Genomic DNA, 20,236 nt, shown 5'->3' with positions numbered 1-20,236 from the left:
AATAAAAGCCCCTTGATGCCTACTTCTGCGACCGCGCCGCACTCACGCGCGCCAGAATGTTAAGAATCAGCACCGCAGCGGTCAGTATCAGTGCCCCCGTCCACGCAAGCGCCACCAGATCGGGGATAAACGAATTGATGGTCATGTTCTGGTAAAGCACCATCGGCAGGTTGGGCATCTCGTTGCCCATGTTGAAAAAATTCCACTGATTGGTATTGAGCGCCGTAAAGAGCAGCGGCGCCGTCTCGCCGCTGATGCGCGCGCACCCGAGCAGGACACCGGTCGTGATCCCCGCCCGGGCACCGCTGTAGCAGACCCTGAGCACGATCAGCCAGCGATGCGCCCCCAGCGCCGCTGCCGCTTCACGCAGCGAGTTGGGCACCAAAAGCAGCATGTCCTCGGTCGAGCGAATCACGACCGGAATGATGATGACCATGAGCGCGGCCACCCCGGCCCAGCCCGAAAAGTGCCCCATCGGCAATACAACGACCGCGTAGATATACAAACCGATGATGATTGACGGCGCCGAGAGCAGCACATCGTTGATAAAGCGGATGAGATTGGCCAGCCGCGAGCGTCCACCATATTCGGCAAGCCAGGTCCCGGCGGCAATGCCGATGATGGTGCCCCCGACCGTGGCCAGCGCGGTCATGATCAGCGAGCCCAGAATGGCATTGCCCAGCCCCCCGCCGGACATGCGGGTACGCTCGGTAAACACGTCAAGTGACAGGGCCGGCAGACCCTTGGTGACCAGCGTCAAAAGGATCAGAAACAGCCAGATGACCCCGAAGGCCGAGGCCAGCAGGGAGGCCGTCATGATGGTGCGATTGACCATCCGCCGGCGACGATAGACAGGATTCATGGCAGCCTCCTTCATGACGGTGTCCGTTGATTCATGCGATTAAGCATGAAGCGGGCCAGCGCCAGCACCGCAAAGGTGATCAAAAACAGAACAAGTCCCAGCAGCAAAAGCGCCGAGCGCTGCAGGCCATCGGCCTCGGAAAACTGATTGGCGATCAGGGCGGCAATCGAGGTGCCCTGGCCGGTGACGGTGGCGTTCAAAAACAGGTTATTGCCGATCACGAAGGTCACTGCCATGGTTTCGCCCAGCGCCCGGCCCAGTCCGAGAATCACGCCCCCCAGTATTCCCGCCTTCACCGACGGGAAGATCACATGACGTACGACCTCCCAGGTGGTGCAGCCCAGCCCGTAGGCGGACTCGCGCATGATCGGCGGCACGGTGTTCATGACATCGCGGGTCACGGCGGTGATAAAGGGAATGATCATGATCGCCAGGATCAGTCCGGCGGTCGTCAGTCCGGTACCGGCCGGGAATACCGTCGGGAAATGGGACTGCAGAAACGGCGCCAGTACTTCCATGCCCCACATGCCGTAAATGATGGAGGGCACACCCGCCAGCAGCTCGATCATGGTGCCGATGGTGCGGCGCAGCTTTGGCGGACAGATTTCGGTAAGAAAGATCGCAATGCCCAGCGAGACCGGAATGGCGATGGCAATGGCAATCAGGGAGGTGACCAGCGTGCCGTAGATGGCCGGCAGTGCACCAAAGCGGTTGACGTTGGCCGCCCAGCGATCATCGGTAAAAAAGGAAAGCCCCAGCTCCGACAGGGCCGGCCAGCCCGCCAGCACCAGCGACCCGGTAATGGTGCCCAGCAGCAGCAGCACCACCAGTGCCGAGCCCCGGGTCGTGAGTTCGAAAATCCGGTCCACAATGCCATTGCGCCTGAGCGCGGCACGTTCGTTGGCACTTGCCGACAGCTTCTGCATCCGATTGCCCTCTGCGGCCTGTGGTGTGGCGCTGCTGCCGGTCGTCATGGATCATACCTGTGCATAAACAGTCGTGGGTTCGTCAGGTGGACAAGGGCCGGGGCACATGGCCCCGGCCCGAACATCGAATCAGCAGGGGTTACTGCTGCCATACGGCGTTGCCGCTGCTGTCCTTGATCTGCGACCAGACGTCCTGCTTGATCATGCTGACCACGTTCTCCGGCATCGGGATGTAGTCCAGTTCGGTGGCCATGTCGCCGCCGTTTTCATACGACCAGTCAAAGAAGGCGAGCGCATCACGAGCGGCCTGGGCATCCTTGACCTCGGTGTGCATGAGGATGAACGACGCCCCCACGATCGGCCAGCTCTCATCGCCCGGCTGATTGGTCAGCACCAGGTACATGCCCTCGGCATTTTCCCAGTCGGCATTGGCGGCCGCGGCCTGGAAGGAGTCGCTGTCGGCGGTCACAAAGTTGCCGGCCTGATTTTCCATCTGCGCCACGTTCAGATCGTTTTGCTCGGCGTAGGCCGATTCCACGTAACCGATGGCGCCGTTGATGCCGTTGACCTGGCTTGCCACGCCGGCATTGGCCTTGGCACCGACACCGGCAGGCCAGGCCACCGACTTGCCTTCACCGATCTCATTTTTGAACTCTTCGCTGACCTGGGCCAGATAGTGCGTGAACAAAAAGTTGGTGCCGGAGCCCTCGGCGCGATAGACCGGCGTAATCTGCGTATCAGGCAGATCGACATCGGGATTGAGCTGTGAAATGGCATCATCGTTCCAGGTCGTGATCTTGCCCTGGTAGATATCGGCCAGTGTCTGTCCGTCCAGACGCAGCGCGCCGTTGTCGACACCCTGCACGTTCACGACCGGTACCACACCGCCCATGATCTGCGGCCACTGGACCAGATTGTTCTCTTCAAGCTCTTCCGGCGTCATCGGCGCGTCACTGGCCCCGAAGGTGACCGTGCTGGCCGTGATCTGCTGAATACCGCCGCCGGAGCCGATGGCCTGATAGTTGAGGCCGTTGCCGGTCTCATCCTGATAGCCATCGGCCCACTGCGAATAGACCGGGTAGGGAAAGGTCGCACCGGCGCCGGTGATGGTAGCGGCCGAGGCGGTGGCCGCCAGCGAGGTAGCGATGAAGGCTGCAGCGACTTGCTTGATCATCAGAATTGCTCCGTTCCCTTGCGCCAGGACGCAACAAGCGTCCTGATGGTAATCATGCCGCCTCGATCAAAGCGCGGCTGCTCAATGCGACGCCAGGTTAGCAATCAAATATGTCAGTTTTATTGCAGCACTGTCATATATCGTCCATACCGCTACCGCAGCCACTGCTGCACAAGCGCCACGCAGGCCATTCCCAGCGCTGTCATCACAAGCGATCCCACAAGATGGGCGCTGATACCCGCAAATGCGCTCAGATAGCGTCCGGCCTGCAGCTGCCCCGTTATTTCCAGTGAAAAGGTCGAAAAGGTCGTCAACGCGCCCAGAAAGCCGGTCACGACAAACAGCTTCCAGTGCGGACTCAGCTCCGGCAGAAGGTTAAACAGCGCAAAGGCCACCCCGATCAGCCAGCCTCCCAGCAGATTGGCCACCAGCGTGCCGGGCGGCAAGGGGGGAAACAGCGCATTGAGCGCCAGCGACAGCGCCCAGCGCAGGTTGGCACCCAGCGCAGCGCCAAGACCGATGGCAAGAATGGAAAACCACATGCGTCACTCCTCGAATCTCGATAATGTCGAGGCAGCGGTCGACAACGCCATGTCGACACGCGCCTGCGCTCGCACCCCGGGCAGGGTGCGCTGCAGGCATCATCAACCACGTCGCGACAGGACGTGATGGTTTGAAGCGGGCGCTTCGGGAGGCATGCCATCTCCGGATAAAAAGCATTGCACTCCCCCCTGCCCATGACAAGTCATGCCCTGCGACCGCCCTTCCCCTGCCCGCTGTCGATACGTTTGCGTTAACATGGCATTTTTATCCTGTTCACGGGGCGTGACCATGCCGGCAATGGGCCGTTTCAATACGCTTGAAATCCTCAGAACGTCCTCCATCGGGCTGTTTCTCGATGGCGGTGCGCTGGGCGATATTCTCCTGCCGACGCGCCAGATACCGCCGGGCACGGCCACCGAGCCCGGCGACTCGATGCGGGTATTTCTCTATCTCGACAGTGAAGACCGCCCGATTGCCACCACCGAGCGACCCAAAATTCAGGTCGGCGAATTTGCCGCCCTGGAAGTGGCCGAGCGCACACCGGTCGGCATCTTTTTGAACTGGGGACTGCCCAAGGACCTGCTGCTGCCGCATTTTGAAGAGCGTACCAGCCGGCCGCTGCGTCAGGGCGATCGCTGCGTGGTCATCGCCTATCTCGATGATCGAACCCGGCGCATCACCGCCTCGATGCGACTCGATCGCTACCTGGATCAGGTACCGGCCGACTACGCCCGCGATGAAGAAGTCGACCTGATCATTACCGGCCCGACCGATCTGGGCTTCAATGCCATCATCAACCATCGCCACTGGGGGCTTTTGCACAAAAGCGAAGCGATTCGACCGCTGCGCACGGGCACCCGGGTCAAGGGCTACATTCACCGGATACGTGACGATGGCAAGATCGATCTGAGCCTGCAGCCCCGTCGCGAAGTGCTGGCAGAACCGCTGGCCGAACAGATTCTCGAGCGGCTGCAAAAGGCCGGCGGGACGCTTGCCATCAGCGACAGGAGCGACCCGGCCCTGATCCAGCGCACCTTCGGCGTGAGCAAGGGCAACTTCAAAAAGGCCATCGGTGGGCTCTACAAGCAGGGCCTGATCACCATCGATGCCGATGGCATACGCCGGGTGGACAGATGACCGGCCCCGAACGCTGACATTTCAACAACATCACACGAACGTTCAGGAATTTTCATGCGCAAGACAACGGGCATCATCGGTACCGCAGCCGTCATCATCGTGGTGGCAGGCGCTGCAGCGCCCTGGTATACCGGCAAGCGGATCGAGCAGGAGTTTCGCCAGGGCGTCGAGCAGGTCTCTACCAGCGTTCCCATGGAAGTGACCCGGTACGACCGGGGCTGGCGCACGTCCGAGGCCGTGACCCGTGCCGTGATCGAGACCGAGGACGGCGCCTGGCCGGTCGACATCCATCACCATATTACCCACGGCCCCTGGGGATTTGGCTGGGCACACATCGACAGCACCCCCGATTTCGGCGAGCACCAACGTGCCGTAGCGCACTACTTTGGCGACCAGCCCCCGCTTGAGGCCACAACCACCGTGGGCTTTGGCAACGACGTCAACATCGACTGGCAATCGCCGGCCTTTGATGACACCGACGTGCCCGAAGTGCCGGGCGCGCGGCTGGCCTGGGGCGGCATGGACGGTCACTACCGCCTTGATGGTGATCGCACCGCCTCTCGCCTGTCGATCCCGGCACTGGATTTCCACAGCGAGGACGCCACCCTGGCCGTCCGGTCGCTCAGCATGGAAGGCAGCGGCGCCGGCGGCCCCGAGTGGCCCAACATGGACCATTTCTGGGATGGCCGCTTTAGAACCACGCTGGGTCAGCTCAACTTTCAGGATGACACCGAGGGTGTGGCCCTGAAGCTGGGTCTGGATGGCCAGGGTCAGCTGCAGGACAACGACGATGACGGCCTGTCGATGACCGGCTCCTGGCAGCTCAGCAACATGCTGCTGCAGGACCCGTCACTGACCGAGCCGCTGGTCATCAACAATGCCACCCAGACCCTGGTGCTCAAGGGGCTGCCCCGCGATGCCACGCGTCACCTGCTGATCGGCCTGTCCAATCTGGACGACTCCCTGGACGAGGATCAGATCTCAAACCAGGTGCAGCAGATGATGACCCAGTATCTGATGGCGGTTCTTCAGGGCACGCCGACGCTTGAAACCACGGTGGCCGGTCTGGACACACCGCGCGGGTCGCTGGAAGGCAAGCTGGCCATCAACCTCGAACCCGGCGATGGCACCGAGCGCTCCCCCATCACGTCAGCGCTGGCTCGCGCGGCCCTGACGCTGGATATGGCCTCGGATCGTACGCTGCTTGAGCGTCTGGTCACGCTATCCGACCCGAACGCCCGGCCGGCGTCGCTGCTTGACGGGCTCGAACAGGAAGGGCTGCTGGTCCGCGACGGCGAGCGCTACCGTGTGGATGTCCGGATGGACAGCCGGGACCTTCGCGTCAACGGCGAGTCCCATCCCGAGCTCTACATGATGCTGCCACTGCTTTTGATGTCACTAAACGGCTGATCCATTCGGCCTGACGCTCGCGTCAGGCCATGGTCGCGCTGTGTCGCGTTCCGGGAGATGGCTATAGTGGGAACGCCGCCGGCGGTGAATGACCCAACCGATGCCCTGCGCAGTGTCTGCCGGGGCATCCCTTCACTTTCTGTCTACAGCGAGTCATGACGATGTCCCAGAATCCTTCTCGCCCGCTTTATATCGTGCACTCGGGGCCCACCCTGCTCGAAACGCCGTTGCTCAACAAGGACAGTGCCTTTTCGCTTGAAGAGCGCATCCAGTTCAACCTGCTGGGTCTTTTGCCGCAGAACATCGAAACCATCGAGGAGCAGGCCGAGCGCGCCTATCAGCAGTACGAACAGCAGTCCAGCGACCTGGATCGTCACATCTATCTGCGCTCGATTCAGGACAGCAACGAAACGCTGTTCTTTCGCCTGCTGGAAGACCATCTCGAAGAGATGCTGCCGATCATCTATACGCCCACCGTGGGCGAGGCGTGCCAGTCGTTTTCGCAGATCTATCGCTCTCACCGCGGCATTTTCATCTCCTATGATCACCGCGACTACATCACCGACATCCTGCACAGCGCCACCAAGGACAACGTCAAGGTGGTGGTGATCACCGACAGCGAACGCATCCTGGGGCTGGGCGATCAGGGCATCGGCGGGATGGGCATCCCGATCGGCAAGCTCTCGCTCTACACCGCCTGCGGCGGCATCAGCCCGGCCTACACCATGCCGATCGTGCTGGATGTCGGCACCAACAATCAGGACCTGCTCGACGACCCCATGTACATGGGCTGGCGCCACGAGCGCGTGACCGGCGAGGCCTACTACGAGTTCGTCGATCAGTGCATTCAGGGCATCAAGCGCCGCTGGCCCAACGCCATTATCCAGTTCGAGGATTTCGCCCAGGCCAACGCCATGCCGCTGCTGGAGCGCTATCGCGACGAGATCTGCTGCTTCAACGATGACATCCAGGGCACCGCCTCCGTGGCGCTGGGCACGCTCTTTTCGGCCTGCAAGGCCAAGGGTGAAAAGCTCTCCGAACAGCGCGTGGCCTTCGTCGGCGCCGGCTCGGCCGGCTGCGGCATCGCCGAACATATCGTGCTGGCCATGCAGGAAGAGGGAATCAGTGAGGCCGAGGCGCGCCAGCGCATCTTCATGATCGACCGCTACGGCCTTTTGACCGATGACATGAGCAACCTGGTCAACTTCCAGCGCCGACTGGTGCAAAAGCGCGCCGACATCAGCGACTGGGATACCGGAAGCGGCGACCTGGCGCTGATCGATGTGGTGCGCAATGCCAAACCCACCATCCTGATCGGTGTCTCCGGCCAGCGCGGTCTCTTTACCGAAAACGTCATCAGAACCATGCACGAGCACTGCCGCGAGCCGCTGGTCATGCCGCTGTCCAACCCGACTTCTCGCATCGAGGCCACGCCCCGCGAGATTCTCGAGTGGACCAACGGTGAAGCGCTGGTCTCCACCGGCAGCCCCTTCCAGCCGGTCAGTCTGGGCGATCGCAAGATTCCCATCGCCCAGTGCAACAACTCCTATATCTTCCCGGGTGTCGGACTGGGCGCCATCACCGCAAAAGCCTCGCGCATCACTGATGGCATGCTGATGGCCGCCTCCAGAGCACTGGCGGACTGCTCACCGGTAGCGATTGAAGGCAAGGGCGCCGTTTTGCCGCCGCTGTCTGACATCCAGGAAGTAAGCCGAAAGATCGCCATCGCCGTGGCCCGGCGTGCCCAGCAGGACGGCGTGGCACTGGAAACCGATGACGACACCATCCGCCAGGCGATCGACGCCAACTTCTGGCGCCCGCGCTATCGTCAGTATCGTCGCGCATCCTACTAGGCCGATGCATGCCGACCGCAAAAAGGGCGCCCGAAGGCGCCCTTTTTTATCCAGCCCGGCCATGACTCATGGCCGTGCCGCACTGCCCTTCACTTTGCGGCCTTCTTGCGTTTGGCCGGGAAGAAGGTGCCATTGCGCAGATCCGCCTCGATCTCCTCGAGCGAGCGCCCTTTCGTTTCCGGCACGTAGCGCACGATGAACACCAAAGCCGCAATGGTGATCAGCGCGTAGAGCCAGAAGGTGCCCGAGGTACCCAGCGCGCCGATCAGCGACAGCGTGGTCAGTGTCATCAAGAGATTAAATATCCAGTGGCTGAAGGCCCCGACACTTGCTCCTTTGCCACGTACAAACAGCGGATAAACCTCGGCGTTGATCAGCCACAGGCAGACGCCAAAACTTGAGTTGAGCGCCATGTAGATGGCCAGACACGCTACCAGGGTCCACTGCGCCGCGGTGCTTTCCGGTGAGCCGCCGATAAAAAGCGCGCCCATGACGATCAGCGCGACGGCCGAACCCGGCACCATCCACAGCAGAAAGCGCTTGCGACCGATGCGGTCAACCAGAAAGATACCCAGCACGGTGGCCAGATTGATCAGCACCGCCCCGCCCACGGCCGCCAGCACCGAGGCGCTGTCGCCAAAGCCTGCGTCACTCAGAATGGTGGGGGCATAGTAGATCAGGGCATTGTTGCCGGTGATCTGGGAAAACATCGCGATGCCAAAACCCGCAATCAGGGCCGGACGCACCCACGGGCTGAAAAGATCCTTCCATTGCCCTTCCGGCTGCGCCGAGATCTCCTTGATCTCGTCAAGCTCCTGCTGTGCGCCCTGTCTGTCGCCGCGCACGCGCTCCAGAATGCCCAGCGCCTCCTGCTCACGGTTTTTGCTCAGCAGCCAGCGCGGGCTTTCCGGCAACAGCAGCATGCCGATCATCAAAACGACCGAGGGAATGATGCCGAGCGCAAACATCCAGCGCCACTGATGGCCCAGCGCGTAGCCGGTGAGATAGGCCACCAGGATGCCAAAGACCACCATGAACTGAAACATCACCACCAGCTTGCCGCGGTGTGCCGGTGGTGTGACCTCGGCGATATAGACCGGAATGATCTGCGTGGCGCTGCCGGCAGACAGGCCCAGAATAAAGCGCGCCAGAATCAGCACGCCCACACTGGGCGCCGCCGCCGACAGGATCGACCCGAGCGTGAACACCAGCCCGACCAGCGCAATCGACCAGCGCCGCCCGATACGATCGGAGATGGGCCCGGTGCCCAGACAGCCCACCAGTGCGCCAAGGATGATGGCGCCGGTCACGATCTGCTTGAGCGTGTCATCAAGCGCAAAATCGCGTGCCAGCCCCAGCAGAGCGACACCGATAATGCCGGTGTCGTAGCCGAACAGCAGCCCGCCCAGCGCGGCAATGATGGAGACCAGTGCCACCAGGGTTCTGCCCTGAGGCCCCCTGGGGGCGTGTCCTGCATGATGCGTCATGAACCCTCCTGAAGCTGGCTGAATCGTGTCAGCGCAATACGCAAAAAAATGCCCTGATGTTCGAGCATCAGAGCCTGAGTAGAATTGTAACCTGAAGTCATGCTGATGGAAGCCTCCACCGCCCGTCATGCTGCAGGCAAATGGTGACATCGTGTCACTTCATGTAGGCCGCTATAAAAACCGGATACGCCCGCCGTCCCAGCCGATGAGACGATCCGCCCGCGTCCGCGTCGCCTCGATACGCTCGGCGTTGGGGCGGTCGGTGCTGGCTACCCAGGCACGGGCATCAGGCTCACTGCGCCCAAAGCGCATGTGGCGCTCGACCAGCCACTGCTCGCGCAGCTCGGTATCGACCTCGACATACCAGACTTCATCGAGCAGTGACCTGACGCGATCCCAGGGCGTGTCGTTCATCAGCAGATAGTTGCCCTCGGTCACCACCAGCGGCGTCTGCGGTGAGACGGCGATGCTGGCCGCGATGGGCTCTTCGATCTCGCGATAAAAGCCGGGAGCATAGACCGTCTCACCCTCTTTGGGCGTACGCAGCCGCGCCAGTAGCGAGACGTAGCCGTTGCCATCAAAGGTATCCGGCGCGCCCTTGCGCTCGGCGCGGCCCAGACGAGCCAGCTCGCGATTGGAGAGATGATAGCCATCCATCGGTACCACCTGCATCTGCTCACCCAGATGGTGCATCAATGCCTCGCTGACGCTGGACTTGCCGGCCCCCGGCGCGCCCACCAGCCCCAGCAGTGCCCGGGAACGACCAGCAGTCAGCGCCCGGGCCGCTGCAACCACTGCCTCATCGATCAAAAGACCATCAATATCGTTTTCAGACGACATTTTTTCTTCAACACCCTTGTCAGCACTTTTAAAACCCTGCACCACACAAAAAGGGCCGACCCCCGCGGGGGCCGGCCCTTTAACGAAAGGCGCGCTATTTACAGACGCTTTTCGATCAGACCTTCCAGCTTTTCCTGATCGTCGGCAAACTTGCTGATGCCTTCAGCCAGCTTTTCGTTGGCCATGGGATCCTGATTATGCTGCCAGCGGAACTCGGCTTCGGTCATTTTCTCGACCTTCTTGTCGCCGGCGCCGGTATCGGTCACCTTGCGTTCGGCCTCGCCTTCGGTGTTGGCCAGCTCTTCGAGCAGATCGGGCGAAATGGTCAGGCGATTGCAGCCGGCCAGTGCCAGAACCTGATCGGTATTACGGAAGCTGGCGCCCATAACCACGGTGTCGTAGCCATAGTTGCTGGCGTAATCGCACACGCCGCGCACGAACTTCACGCCCGGATCTTCATCGGGGCTGTAGCTTTCAACGCCGTCACGCTTTTTGTACCAGTCGGTGACGCGGCCCACGAAGGGCGAGATCAGAAACACACCGGCTTCAAAGCAGGCACGTGCCTGGGCATCGCTGAACAACAGCGTCAGGTTGCAGTTGATGCCTTCGCTTTGAAGCTGCTCGGCGGCGCGAATGCCTTCCCAGGTAGAGGCGAGCTTGATCAGGATGCGGTCGCGATCGACGCCGGCCTTTTTGTAGAGATCAACCAGCTTGCGTGCCTTCTCGACGCTGCCTTCGCGGTCAAACGACAGCTTGGACGCCACCTCAGTGGAGACAAGGCCCGGCACCAGCTTGGTGATCTCGGTGCCCACGACCACGGACAGACGGTCCACGGCGTGCTCGAGGCGTTCTTCGCGGCTCTGGCCCTCGGTCTCTTTTTTGACCTCGGCAAGCGTTTTGTCGATCAGCTCCTGATAGCCTTCCAGATCGAAGGCCTTGAGCAGCAGCGACGGATTGGTAGTGGAGTCATGGGGCTGATATTTCTTGATCGCTTCCAGATCACCGGTATCGGCGACGACCTTGGAAATCGCCTTGAGGGACTCAAGCTGAGTTGCCATGTATCACTCCATCGAATCGATTGGGGCCAGCCGAGGACAAGACATCGACTGACCGCGATATTCATGCAGGGACGGCTCGTGACCGTCTGCGACGAAAATTCTACCGTGTCAGAGCTTCAGGATAGCGATTTTTTAGCGTTTCGACATAGTCTGCATAGACATCTGCATAGCGCGATACGTTATCCCTGTCAGGAGATGTGAGGGTTGATCGGTCAATATCAACCGCATGACGGCAGATATCACTCAGTGCCGTCTTGCGCCCCTGCATGTATTCATCGCACCACTGTGCCTGCAGCGCACCGCCCAGCGCGGCTGCTTCCCGAACCACCGGACAGACCAGTTCCACGTTCATGATATCGGCAATCATCTGTCGCCAGACGCCGCTGTTGGCGCCGCCGCCGACCAGACGCAGCTGATCGGGGCGGATATCAAACGCCGCCAGCAGATCCAGCCCGTAGCGCAGCCCGAAGCTGGCCCCTTCCATGACCGCTCGACAGAGGTTGTCTGCCGAAAAGTTGTGGGCCGAAAGCCCCATAAAGCTGCCGGTCGCCTCCGGCAGCATCGGCACACGTTCGCCGTTGAAAAACGGCAGCACCCGAACACCCTCGGCGCCGATGGGCGCGCGCGCTACGGCATCATTAAAGGATCTGACGTCATGGCCCAGCACGCGACCGAGCTGACTGGTGGCCGAGGTCACGTTCATGGTGCAGATCAGCGGCAGCCAGCCGCCGTGACTGGCGCAGAAATTCGCCACCAGCCCGTTATCGGTAATAGCCGGCTGGCTGGCGCTGGCATAGATGGTGCCTGAGGTACCCAGACTCATGGTGACCGCACCGGCCTGGATATTGCCGGTGCCGATCGCCCCCATCATGTTGTCGCCGCCGCCGGCCGAGACGATCACGCTACTGCCCAGACCCAGGCGGTGGGCGACCTCACGGCGCACGGTGCCGGCCGGCTGATGCGGCTCGATCAGCCGCGGCAGTACGCGCTCCGGGTCAAGCTCGGGCGCCACGTGTGAAAAGGCTTCGAGATGCCAGCAGCGTTTTCGAGTATCAAACCAGCCGGTTCCCGAGGCGTCACCGTATTCGGCCGTGTACTCACCGGTGAGATAGAAATTGAGATAGTCGTGCGGCAGCAGAATATGGGCGATGCGCTCATAGGCGTCGCGATGATGGCGGCGCAGCCACATCACCTTGGAGGCGGTGTAGCCAGTCTGGGGCACGACCCCCAGTGCGTCCAGACAGCCCTTCTCACCGCCGAGTGCCTCGATGTATTCGGCGTTTTCTGCAAAGGATTCGGTATCATTCCAGAGCTTGCCCGGATAAACCGGCACCCCCTGATCATCAAGGGCCACCATGCCATGCTGCTGCCCGGAGACACCGATACCGCGAATGGCACCGGCATCAATGCCGGCCGCCTCGATCGCCTGCTGAAACGCCGCTTCAAACGCCTTGACCCACCACTCGGGGTTTTGCTCGCGACGACCGCTTTCACGGCTGATCAGCTCGTGCGCCTGCTGCCCCTCGCCGATGATGACGCCGTTTTGCGCATCCAGCACCACCACCTTGGTACTCTGTGTCCCGCAGTCCACGCCGATATACATGGGCTCTTCCTTTCGAGAATGCTGTCGTGCCAGTGCGTTAGCGCACCGACTCTACCGTGGCCCGGGCGCCCTGTCGGTGCAGACGCGCCAGTGCTTCGGTGTAGGCCTCGACAAAGCGCTCGTTGTCGACCAGATCACCGAAGACTTCCCGGTTTTCGATAAAGGCCAGCGGGTTATCGCGATTGTGCTGGGCGATCTCGTGAAGCTCTTCCTTCATGCGGTCCACGATCTCGATCGGCTCGCCCTGTTCATCCGCGCCTTCGGCGTAGCGGGCCCAGCTCGCCACCACGGCCGCCGAGCGCTTGATTTCGCCGTCACGCTCAAGCTGCTCGCGGATGACCGGCAACAACCACTTCGGAATACGATCGGAGCTTTCAGCGCAGAGTCTGGCCAGCGTGTCACGTATCTCGGGATTGGCAAAGCGCTCGATCAGGGTACGACGATAGTCGTCGAGATCGACCCCGGGTACGGGCGAGAGCGTCGGCGTGCCCTCCTCGACCATGTAGTTGAGCAAAAAGTCGGCATACAGCTCGTCCTGACAGACCTCGTGGGCGTAGCGGTAGCCGTCGAGATAGCCGAAATAGGTCAGCGCCTGATGGCTGGCGTTCAACAGGCGCAGCTTCATCAGCTCATAGGGCATGACGTCATCAACCACCTGCACGCCGACCTCGTCATAGGCCGGGCGGCCCATGTTGAAATGATCTTCCAGCACCCACTGGGTGAAGGGCTCGCACACCACCGGCCAGCCATCCTCGATGCCAAAGCGCTTTTTGATCTCGGCGCGGTCCTCGTCGGTGGTGACCGGCGTGATGCGATCCACCATCGAGTTGGGAAAGTGCACCTCTTGTTCGATCCAGTCACCCAGCTCGGGGTCACGACACCGGGCAAAAGCCACAAAGGACTCTTTTGCCACATCGCCGTTGCCCTGGATGTTGTCGCACGACATGATCGTAAAGGGTGTCAGCCCCTTCTCACGTCGGCGCGCCAGCGCCTCAACGATCAGACCAAAGAAGGTCTTCGGCGTAGCATTGGCGTCCAGGTCATGTCGCACGTCGGGGTTGTCGAAATTGAACTCGCCGGTGACGTGATGGAAGTTGTAGCCGCCTTCGGTCACGGTCAGCGAGACAATGCGGGTCGTCTCGGCGGCCAGGCGCTCGATCAGCATTTCCGGGTCATCCGGGGCGTAGAGATAGTCGACGATCGAGCCGATCACCCGCGGTTTCCACTGCCCATCGGGATGCTTGAGCACCAGGGTGTAAAGGCCGTCCTGCGCCTTGAGCACCTCCTGCATGCGGCGATCGCCGGGCATCACACCCACCCCACAGATGCCGAAATCCAGTGCCTTGCCCTCATTCATCAGCTCATCGAGATACATGGCCTGATGGGCGCGATGAAAGCCGCCGACACCGAAGTGGAAGATGCCGACGCTGACATCGTCACGGTTGTAGCGAGGCCGTGCCACCGCCTCGCCCAGCTGATCGAGATTGTCTGCCTTCAGCGCTGTCATGTCCTCACTCCCCGTGTTGTCGACCGCTTGAGCGGCCCGGTACTGTCATTGCGCCATTGCCTGAGACGATGCCGCGGTGGCGACCGCCTCAAGCCCCAGTGCCTCGTCACTGTCGATATCAAAAAGATGGACATGATCCGGATCAAAGGCCAGTGCCAGTGTGTCACCGATCTCTACATCGAGATGCGCCGCCAGCTGCGCCGTGATAAGCGTCTCGGCCACCCGGACCTGCGCCATGGTGACCGGCCCCAGCGGCTCGATGACCTCGATCACGCCTTCCAGCCGGCCGCTGCCGCTGGCGGCCTCGACCTGATGCAGATGCTCGGGGCGAATCCCCAGCCAGCATCGCGGGCGCTGGCCGGCATCGCCCAGTGCCGCCTGCTGACGCGACCCCAGCGGGCATGAAAAGCCCTCGCCCCGGAGTGTATCGCCCTGGTAATCGGCCTGCAGGAAGTTCATCGACGGCGTGCCGATAAAGCCCGCCACGAAGCGATTGACCGGCCGCTCGTAGAGATTATAGGGCGTGTCCACCTGTTGAATTCGGCCATCACGCATGACCACGATGCGCTGACCCATGGTCATGGCCTCGGTCTGATCATGGGTCACGTAAAACGTGGTCACGCCCAGCCGCCGGTGCAGCCGCGTGATTTCGGCGCGCATTTCGACGCGCAGCCGCGCATCCAGGTTGGACAGCGGCTCATCCATCAAAAAGACCTGCGGCTGACGCACCAGCGCTCGGCCCAGCGCCACGCGCTGGCGCTGCCCACCAGAGAGCGCTCGCGGCTTGCGATCCAGCAGATGCTCGATATCCAGGATTCTGGCCGCTTCCTGCACGCGTTTTTTAACCTCGTCCTTCGGCGTTTTCTTGAGCTCGAGTGCGAAGGCCATGTTGTGATAGACGCTCATGTGCGGGTAGAGCGCGTAGCTCTGGAACACCATGGCAATGTCACGGTCACGCGGCTCGACGGCGCTGACGTCCTGACCGTTGATGCGGATTTCGCCGGCGGTATTGTGCTCAAGCCCTGCAATCATGCGCATGGTGGTGGACTTGCCGCAGCCCGACGGCCCGACCAGCACCACGAATTCGCCATCCCTTGTAGTCAGGTTGAAATCCTCGACCGCATTGGCGTGCTCACCGCCCTTCTTGCCCGGCACGCTGTCGTAGCGCTTGGCCACACCCTTGAGTTCTACAATCGCCATGAAAGCTCTTCCTTTTTCAGGCACAGCCATCCGGCTGCGCAGATCGAGTCACTGCGCCTATTTGACGGCGCCAAAGGTCAGTCCGCGTACCATCTGGCGCTGGGCAAACCAGCCCAGTACCACGATGGGGGCAATGGTCAGCACCGAAGCGGCCGACAGTCGCGCCCAGAAAAGCCCCTCGCCGCTCTTGAACGAGGCCGTATACACGGCAAGCGTGGCGGCGTGGTAATCGGTCATGGTCAGGCTCCAGAACGACTCGTTCCAGGCCAGAATCAGCGCCAGAAGCCCCGTCGAGGCCAGCCCCGGCAGCGCCAGCGGCAGGATCACGCGAAACATGGTCTGCGCCGTACTGGCACCATCGATGCTGGCCGCCTCGACGATATCCACCGGAATATCGCGAAAATACGAGTACACCATCCACACCATGATGGGCAGGTTCATCGAGGTAAACAGCATCGTCAGACCCAGCCGGGTATCCAGCAGGCCCAGCGAGCGATAGACCAGAAAGACCGGGATCAGCACGCCCACCGCCGGGATGAACTTGGTCGACACCATCCACACCAGCGTGAAGTCGGTCCGCTTTGACGGATAAAACGCCATGGCATACGCCGCCGGTATGGCCAGTGCCAGCCCGACCAGCGTTGAGCCCAGCGCGGTGATGACCGAGTTCAGCGCGTAGTGCCAGTAGCCGCTGCCCTGGGCCAGCGCACTGCGAAAGCTGTCCAGCGTGGGGGAAAAGATAAAGGTCGGCGTCATGCTGAAGGCGGTCTGCTCGGTCTTGAGCGCCGTCAGCACCACCCAGAGGATGGGGAAAAACATCGTGATACCGACCAGCCAGGCCAAAAGCGTCAGCGCCGTGCCGCCGACGCCGCTTTTGCGCCCGGGCGTTTGATCAATCCTGGAGGTCGTCATCGTTGGCTCCCCGCGTTGAGGTTACCGGCCACGAACCGGATCAGGAATATGGCGAAGATGTTGGCCAGAATGACGGCCCCTACGGCCGCCGCCGAGGAGAGCCCGATGTCATACTGGAAAAAGGCACTCAAATAGATGTAATACGGCAGGTTGGTGGTCGCCGTGCCGGGGCCGCCGCTGGTGGTGGCATAGATCTCGGCAAAGGAGGTCAGAAAGAAGATGCTCTCCAGCATGATCACCACATAGAGCACCTGCCCCAGATGCGGCAGCACGATGTGGCGAAACTCCTGCCAGCGATTGGCACCGTCCAGGCGCACGGCCTCGAGCTGATCCTCCGGCAGCGACTGCAGTCCGGTCAGCAGAATCAGCAGCGCAAAGGGCGTCCACTCCCAGCTGATCATCATCACCACCGACAACAGGGGATAGCTTGACAGCCACTGCACCGGCTCAAGGCCCACCGAGCGCATCACCCAGGAAAAAAGCCCGTAGACCGGGTCCAGCAGCATGTATTTCCAGATCAGACCGGTGACGACCGGCATGACAAAAAATGGCGAGATGGCCAGCGTTCGCGCGATACCACGCCCCACAAAGGTGCGATTGAACAACAACGCCAGCGCCAGCCCCGCGACCACCGTCACCAGCAGGCAGGTCGCCACCAGCAGCAATGTATTGATCAGCGCATCCCAGAACACGGGGTCGGTAAAGAGCAGTTCATAGCTTAAAAACCCGGCGAAGCCGCGCATATCCGGCATCATCAGGTTGTAGTCCTGAAACGAGTAGTACAGCGTCATCGCCAGCGGGACAATCATCCAGACCAGCAGAAACAGCACGGATGGCGCCATCAGCCGCTTGGTCGGCGCACGTCGCCTGGGTGACGCGTTCGTGGGGGGAGCACTCATGTCACGGGCCTCACAGGGCAGAAGTCATCAGCGAAGGTGACCACGCGGGAGAGCCCCGCGTGGTCGCACTGGTTACCGACGGTCAATGACCGTTGATTCGTCGACTACTTCGCCACCTCGGCGCGACGCATCAGCCGTTCGGTAAAGGCCTGCGCCTGATCAAGCCCCTGATCCACGCTGGTCTGACCGCTCAGGATACCGGCCATGATCTGACCGACCCGCGTACCGATGGCCTGAAACTGCGGGATGCTGATGAACTGAATACCGGTATAGGGCACCGGCTCGGCGGTCGGATTTTCGGGATCGGCACTGGCGATGGCCTCCTCGACCAGACCGGCGAAGGGCGCCACATCCTGATAGCCCTGGCTTTCGTAGGTCGATTCACGCGTGCCGGGCGGCACGGACAGCCAGCCGTGGGCATCGGCCACGCTCTGGATGTAATCGGCAGACGTTGCCCAGTCAACGAAGGTCTGGGCAGCTTCCGGATTGTTCGCCGACTCCGGCACGGCCAGCGCCCAGGCATACAGCCAGCTCGAGCCGGCCTCGGTGGTTTCATGCGGTGCCTGAGCGAAACCGACGTGCTCGTGTACCTTCGAGTTGTCGGGGTTGGAGAGATAGCCGGCGGCCACCGTCGAGTCGACCCACATGCCGCACTGACCGTTGGCAAAAAGTGTTTCGGACTCGGTAAAGCCGTTGGACGTCGAGCCCGGCGGGCCGTACTGCGTCAGCAGGGTCTTGTAGGCGTTGGCGGCATTTTTCCACTCCTGAGAGGTCAGCTGTGCTTCCCACTGCTCGTTGAACCAGCGCCCGCCGAAACTGTTCACCATGGTGCTGAAAAGGGCCATGTTTTCGCCCCAGCCGGGCAAACCGCGCAGACAGATACCGTAGACGCCGTTTTTGGGGTCATGAATCTTCTGGGCGAAGTCCTGCATCTGGCTCCAGGTCGGGTGATCGGGCATCTCGATGTCGGCTTTCTCGAACAGATCCTTGCGGTAGTAGGTCATCGAGGATTCAGCATAAAACGGCAGGGCGTAGAGCTTGTCGTCAAAGGAGAGGCCCTGACGCACGCTGGGAATCAGATCGTCGACCTGATAGCTCTCCGGCAGCTGGTCCATCGCCTTGAGCCAGCCGTTTTTGGCCCAGATCGGCGTTTCATAGTTGCTCACGGTAATGACGTCATACTGACCGCCGCCGCTTGAAATGTCGGTGGTGATCTTCTGGCGCAGCTCGTTTTCGGCCAGCGTGACGTAATTGACCCGAATATCGGGATGCGCCTCGTTAAAGGCTTTGGTCATCTTCTGCATGGTGACCATGTCGGGGTTATTCACGGTGGCCACCGTAATGGTGGTCTGCGCGTGGGCGACCCCGACGCTTCCAAGCCCTGCCAACAGCATGATCCATGACGTTTTCATTGTAATGTCTACCCTGGTCATTGATGGATTTCCCGTGGCGGAAAATCGCTTCACTGCGACACACCGACCTGTTCTTTATTGTCATTTGGTGTCATTCGCATCATTGCCACATCGTTAAGCAGTAATGCATTTCAGGCAAGCAGGTCGATTTTTAAATAAACCAGCAAAAACAAACAATTAAAAAAACATGGACCAATTGATAGGCTTGAGTAGAAAAACAACATCACCATCGACCGACGAATGTCTCCCCCACCCGGGGCAACTTTCAGGCGGCAAAAATGACAAAAAATGATAGATAGCAGTATCGGCCGCACGAAAACGCAGTGCCTGCGACGGCCCTTTTGAACGGATACCCGACAACGCCATGGCGAAGCCCATATCAACTGGCAGGGTGCGGTTAAAGGATGTCGCCATGGCCGCCGGCGTCAGCCCGATTACCGTCTCGCGTGCCTTTAGCGCGCCTCACCAGCTGCATCCGCAGACACGTCAGCATGTGCTGGAAACCGCCCGCGACATGGGCTATTTACCGCGCCCGCGCCAGCCCGTTGAGCCCGCAGCCGGGCCCCGACGCTGCGTCATTGGCGTTATCAATCCGCAGCTCGACAACCCCTTTTTCCATGAGCTGGCATGCGCTTTGGCGCAACTCGGCCAGGCGCGTCAAATGGATGTGCTGATCATGGACTCCCGCGACTCATCGGTTCAGGAAGCGGCGGCCGTCGATCGGCTGATTGCCTGCGGCGTGGACGCCATCATCCTGACCGTCATCTCTGCTGACAGGCGCTACCGGCCAGGCTATTTCGAGCGTCTGGAAAAGGCAGGTATTGCGGTTATCCTGATGGACCGCGAGGTAACGGCGCCCCATCACGGCGGCGTGTATATCGACAATCTCGACTGCGGCTATCAGGCCGGGCTATGGATGCGCCAACAGCCGGTCGAGCGGCTTTTGATCCTGTCGGGGCCGTCGGAGTCGATGATCACGATCGGGCGGGTATCGGGCATTCGTGAGGCGCTGGCCGGCAGCGCCATCAGCCTTGAAGTGCACTATGGCGGTTTTTCCATGGCACCCACCGAGCGCTTTCTGGATGAGCGGCTCGACCGGCCTTCACTGCCTGACGCCCTGATCGGCATCAACAATCAGATCACGCTGGGCATTCTGACCGCCTATCGCCGGGCACGGCTGGCGCTGCCCGAACACGCCGGCGGGCCACGCCTTTTGTGTATCGACGGCATTCGGCATGCCGAACTGCTGGATGTGGCCATCCCCTCGATTCGCCATGACTTGGTGACCATGGCCACCCAGGCCATGGATCTGGTCGAGGATGCCCTGCACGCCGGCAGCCGCCGGGGCACCCGCCAGATCGTGCGAAGCCGGCTTCAGCTGCCCGACGACCGCGCCTGAGCGCTACGACCCGA

At 61.3% G+C, this 20,236-nt stretch carries 17 protein-coding genes and 1 riboswitch; of the genes, 4 read left to right on the top strand and 13 right to left on the bottom strand.

What is annotated here, in order from left to right; translation table 11 throughout:
- Positions 1–19: 19 nt before the first annotated feature.
- The 4 genes from pstA to crcB form a co-directional block, all read right to left on the bottom strand.
- The gene (pstA, locus tag ACS92L_RS15755) at positions 20–862 is read right to left on the bottom strand and encodes a phosphate ABC transporter permease PstA (RefSeq protein ID WP_438766052.1); all 843 of its coding nucleotides are present in this window, start codon (positions 860–862) and stop codon (positions 20–22) included.
- An 11-nt stretch (positions 863–873) separates the two neighbouring features.
- Positions 874–1,836, bottom strand: coding sequence for a phosphate ABC transporter permease subunit PstC (pstC, locus tag ACS92L_RS15750; RefSeq protein WP_438766051.1), 963 nt, complete (start codon positions 1,834–1,836; stop codon positions 874–876).
- Between the two features lie 91 nt (positions 1,837–1,927).
- The gene (gene pstS / locus ACS92L_RS15745) at positions 1,928–2,962 is read right to left on the bottom strand and encodes a phosphate ABC transporter substrate-binding protein PstS (protein ID WP_438766050.1); all 1,035 of its coding nucleotides are present in this window, start codon (positions 2,960–2,962) and stop codon (positions 1,928–1,930) included.
- A gap of 152 nt (positions 2,963–3,114) precedes the next feature.
- Entirely contained in the window at positions 3,115–3,504 is a 390-nt protein-coding gene (gene crcB / locus ACS92L_RS15740; RefSeq protein ID WP_438766049.1) for a fluoride efflux transporter CrcB, read from the bottom strand.
- An 86-nt stretch (positions 3,505–3,590) separates the two neighbouring features.
- Positions 3,591–3,678, bottom strand: a riboswitch (Fluoride riboswitch).
- Between the two features lie 82 nt (positions 3,679–3,760).
- Here crcB and ACS92L_RS15735 point away from each other — a divergent pair.
- The 3 genes from ACS92L_RS15735 to ACS92L_RS15725 all read left to right on the top strand — a co-directional run bounded on the left by ACS92L_RS15735 (position 3,761) and on the right by ACS92L_RS15725 (position 7,905).
- Positions 3,761–4,642 carry a CvfB family protein gene (locus ACS92L_RS15735; protein ID WP_438766048.1) on the top strand — a complete coding sequence of 294 codons (882 nt, stop codon included), beginning with the start codon at positions 3,761–3,763 and terminating at the stop codon, positions 4,640–4,642.
- 54 nt (positions 4,643–4,696) lie between these two features.
- Positions 4,697–6,052, top strand: a complete 1,356-nt coding sequence (locus ACS92L_RS15730) for a YdgA family protein (protein WP_438766047.1) — start codon at positions 4,697–4,699, stop codon at positions 6,050–6,052.
- Positions 6,053–6,213: 161 nt separating this feature from the next.
- Positions 6,214–7,905, top strand: coding sequence for an NAD-dependent malic enzyme (locus ACS92L_RS15725; RefSeq protein WP_438766045.1), 1,692 nt, complete (start codon positions 6,214–6,216; stop codon positions 7,903–7,905).
- A gap of 89 nt (positions 7,906–7,994) precedes the next feature.
- On the opposite strand, the gene ACS92L_RS15720 is transcribed toward ACS92L_RS15725, so the two are convergent.
- The 9 genes from ACS92L_RS15720 to ACS92L_RS15680 form a co-directional block, all read right to left on the bottom strand.
- Positions 7,995–9,392 (bottom strand): sugar porter family MFS transporter, encoded by a 1,398-nt coding sequence (locus tag ACS92L_RS15720; protein WP_438766044.1) that lies wholly within the window; start codon positions 9,390–9,392, stop codon positions 7,995–7,997.
- Between the two features lie 171 nt (positions 9,393–9,563).
- On the bottom strand, positions 9,564–10,232 hold the full coding sequence (locus ACS92L_RS15715) for a nucleoside/nucleotide kinase family protein (RefSeq protein WP_438766043.1): 669 nt from the start codon (positions 10,230–10,232) through the stop codon (positions 9,564–9,566).
- 98 nt (positions 10,233–10,330) lie between these two features.
- Complete coding sequence (gene tal / locus ACS92L_RS15710; protein WP_438766041.1) at positions 10,331–11,290, bottom strand: transaldolase; 960 nt, start codon at positions 11,288–11,290, stop codon at positions 10,331–10,333.
- Positions 11,291–11,390: 100 nt separating this feature from the next.
- Positions 11,391–12,893 carry a xylulokinase gene (gene xylB, locus ACS92L_RS15705; protein WP_438766040.1) on the bottom strand — a complete coding sequence of 501 codons (1,503 nt, stop codon included), beginning with the start codon at positions 12,891–12,893 and terminating at the stop codon, positions 11,391–11,393.
- A 37-nt stretch (positions 12,894–12,930) separates the two neighbouring features.
- Positions 12,931–14,400, bottom strand: coding sequence for a mannitol dehydrogenase family protein (locus tag ACS92L_RS15700; protein ID WP_438766038.1), 1,470 nt, complete (start codon positions 14,398–14,400; stop codon positions 12,931–12,933).
- A 45-nt stretch (positions 14,401–14,445) separates the two neighbouring features.
- Positions 14,446–15,600, bottom strand: coding sequence for an ABC transporter ATP-binding protein (locus ACS92L_RS15695; protein ID WP_438766037.1), 1,155 nt, complete (start codon positions 15,598–15,600; stop codon positions 14,446–14,448).
- 57 nt (positions 15,601–15,657) lie between these two features.
- Positions 15,658–16,512 carry a carbohydrate ABC transporter permease gene (locus ACS92L_RS15690; protein ID WP_438766036.1) on the bottom strand — a complete coding sequence of 285 codons (855 nt, stop codon included), beginning with the start codon at positions 16,510–16,512 and terminating at the stop codon, positions 15,658–15,660.
- Positions 16,509–17,411 (bottom strand): carbohydrate ABC transporter permease, encoded by a 903-nt coding sequence (locus tag ACS92L_RS15685; RefSeq protein ID WP_438766034.1) that lies wholly within the window; start codon positions 17,409–17,411, stop codon positions 16,509–16,511. Before ACS92L_RS15685 ends, ACS92L_RS15690 begins: the two co-directional genes overlap by 4 nt.
- 104 nt (positions 17,412–17,515) lie before the next feature.
- The gene (locus tag ACS92L_RS15680; RefSeq protein WP_438766033.1) at positions 17,516–18,844 is read right to left on the bottom strand and encodes an ABC transporter substrate-binding protein; all 1,329 of its coding nucleotides are present in this window, start codon (positions 18,842–18,844) and stop codon (positions 17,516–17,518) included.
- 391 nt (positions 18,845–19,235) lie between these two features.
- Between ACS92L_RS15680 and ACS92L_RS15675 the strand changes: the two genes are divergently transcribed.
- Positions 19,236–20,222: a LacI family DNA-binding transcriptional regulator gene (locus ACS92L_RS15675; protein WP_438766032.1), complete on the top strand. Its 987-nt coding sequence runs from the start codon at positions 19,236–19,238 to the stop codon at positions 20,220–20,222.
- The last annotated feature ends 14 nt before the right edge of the window (positions 20,223–20,236 follow it).

It is taken from the genome of Kushneria halocnemicola, assembly GCF_965650455.1.
In the GTDB taxonomy this organism is placed as follows: domain Bacteria; phylum Pseudomonadota; class Gammaproteobacteria; order Pseudomonadales; family Halomonadaceae; genus Kushneria.
This window is presented reverse-complemented; position numbering and strand designations above follow the sequence as displayed.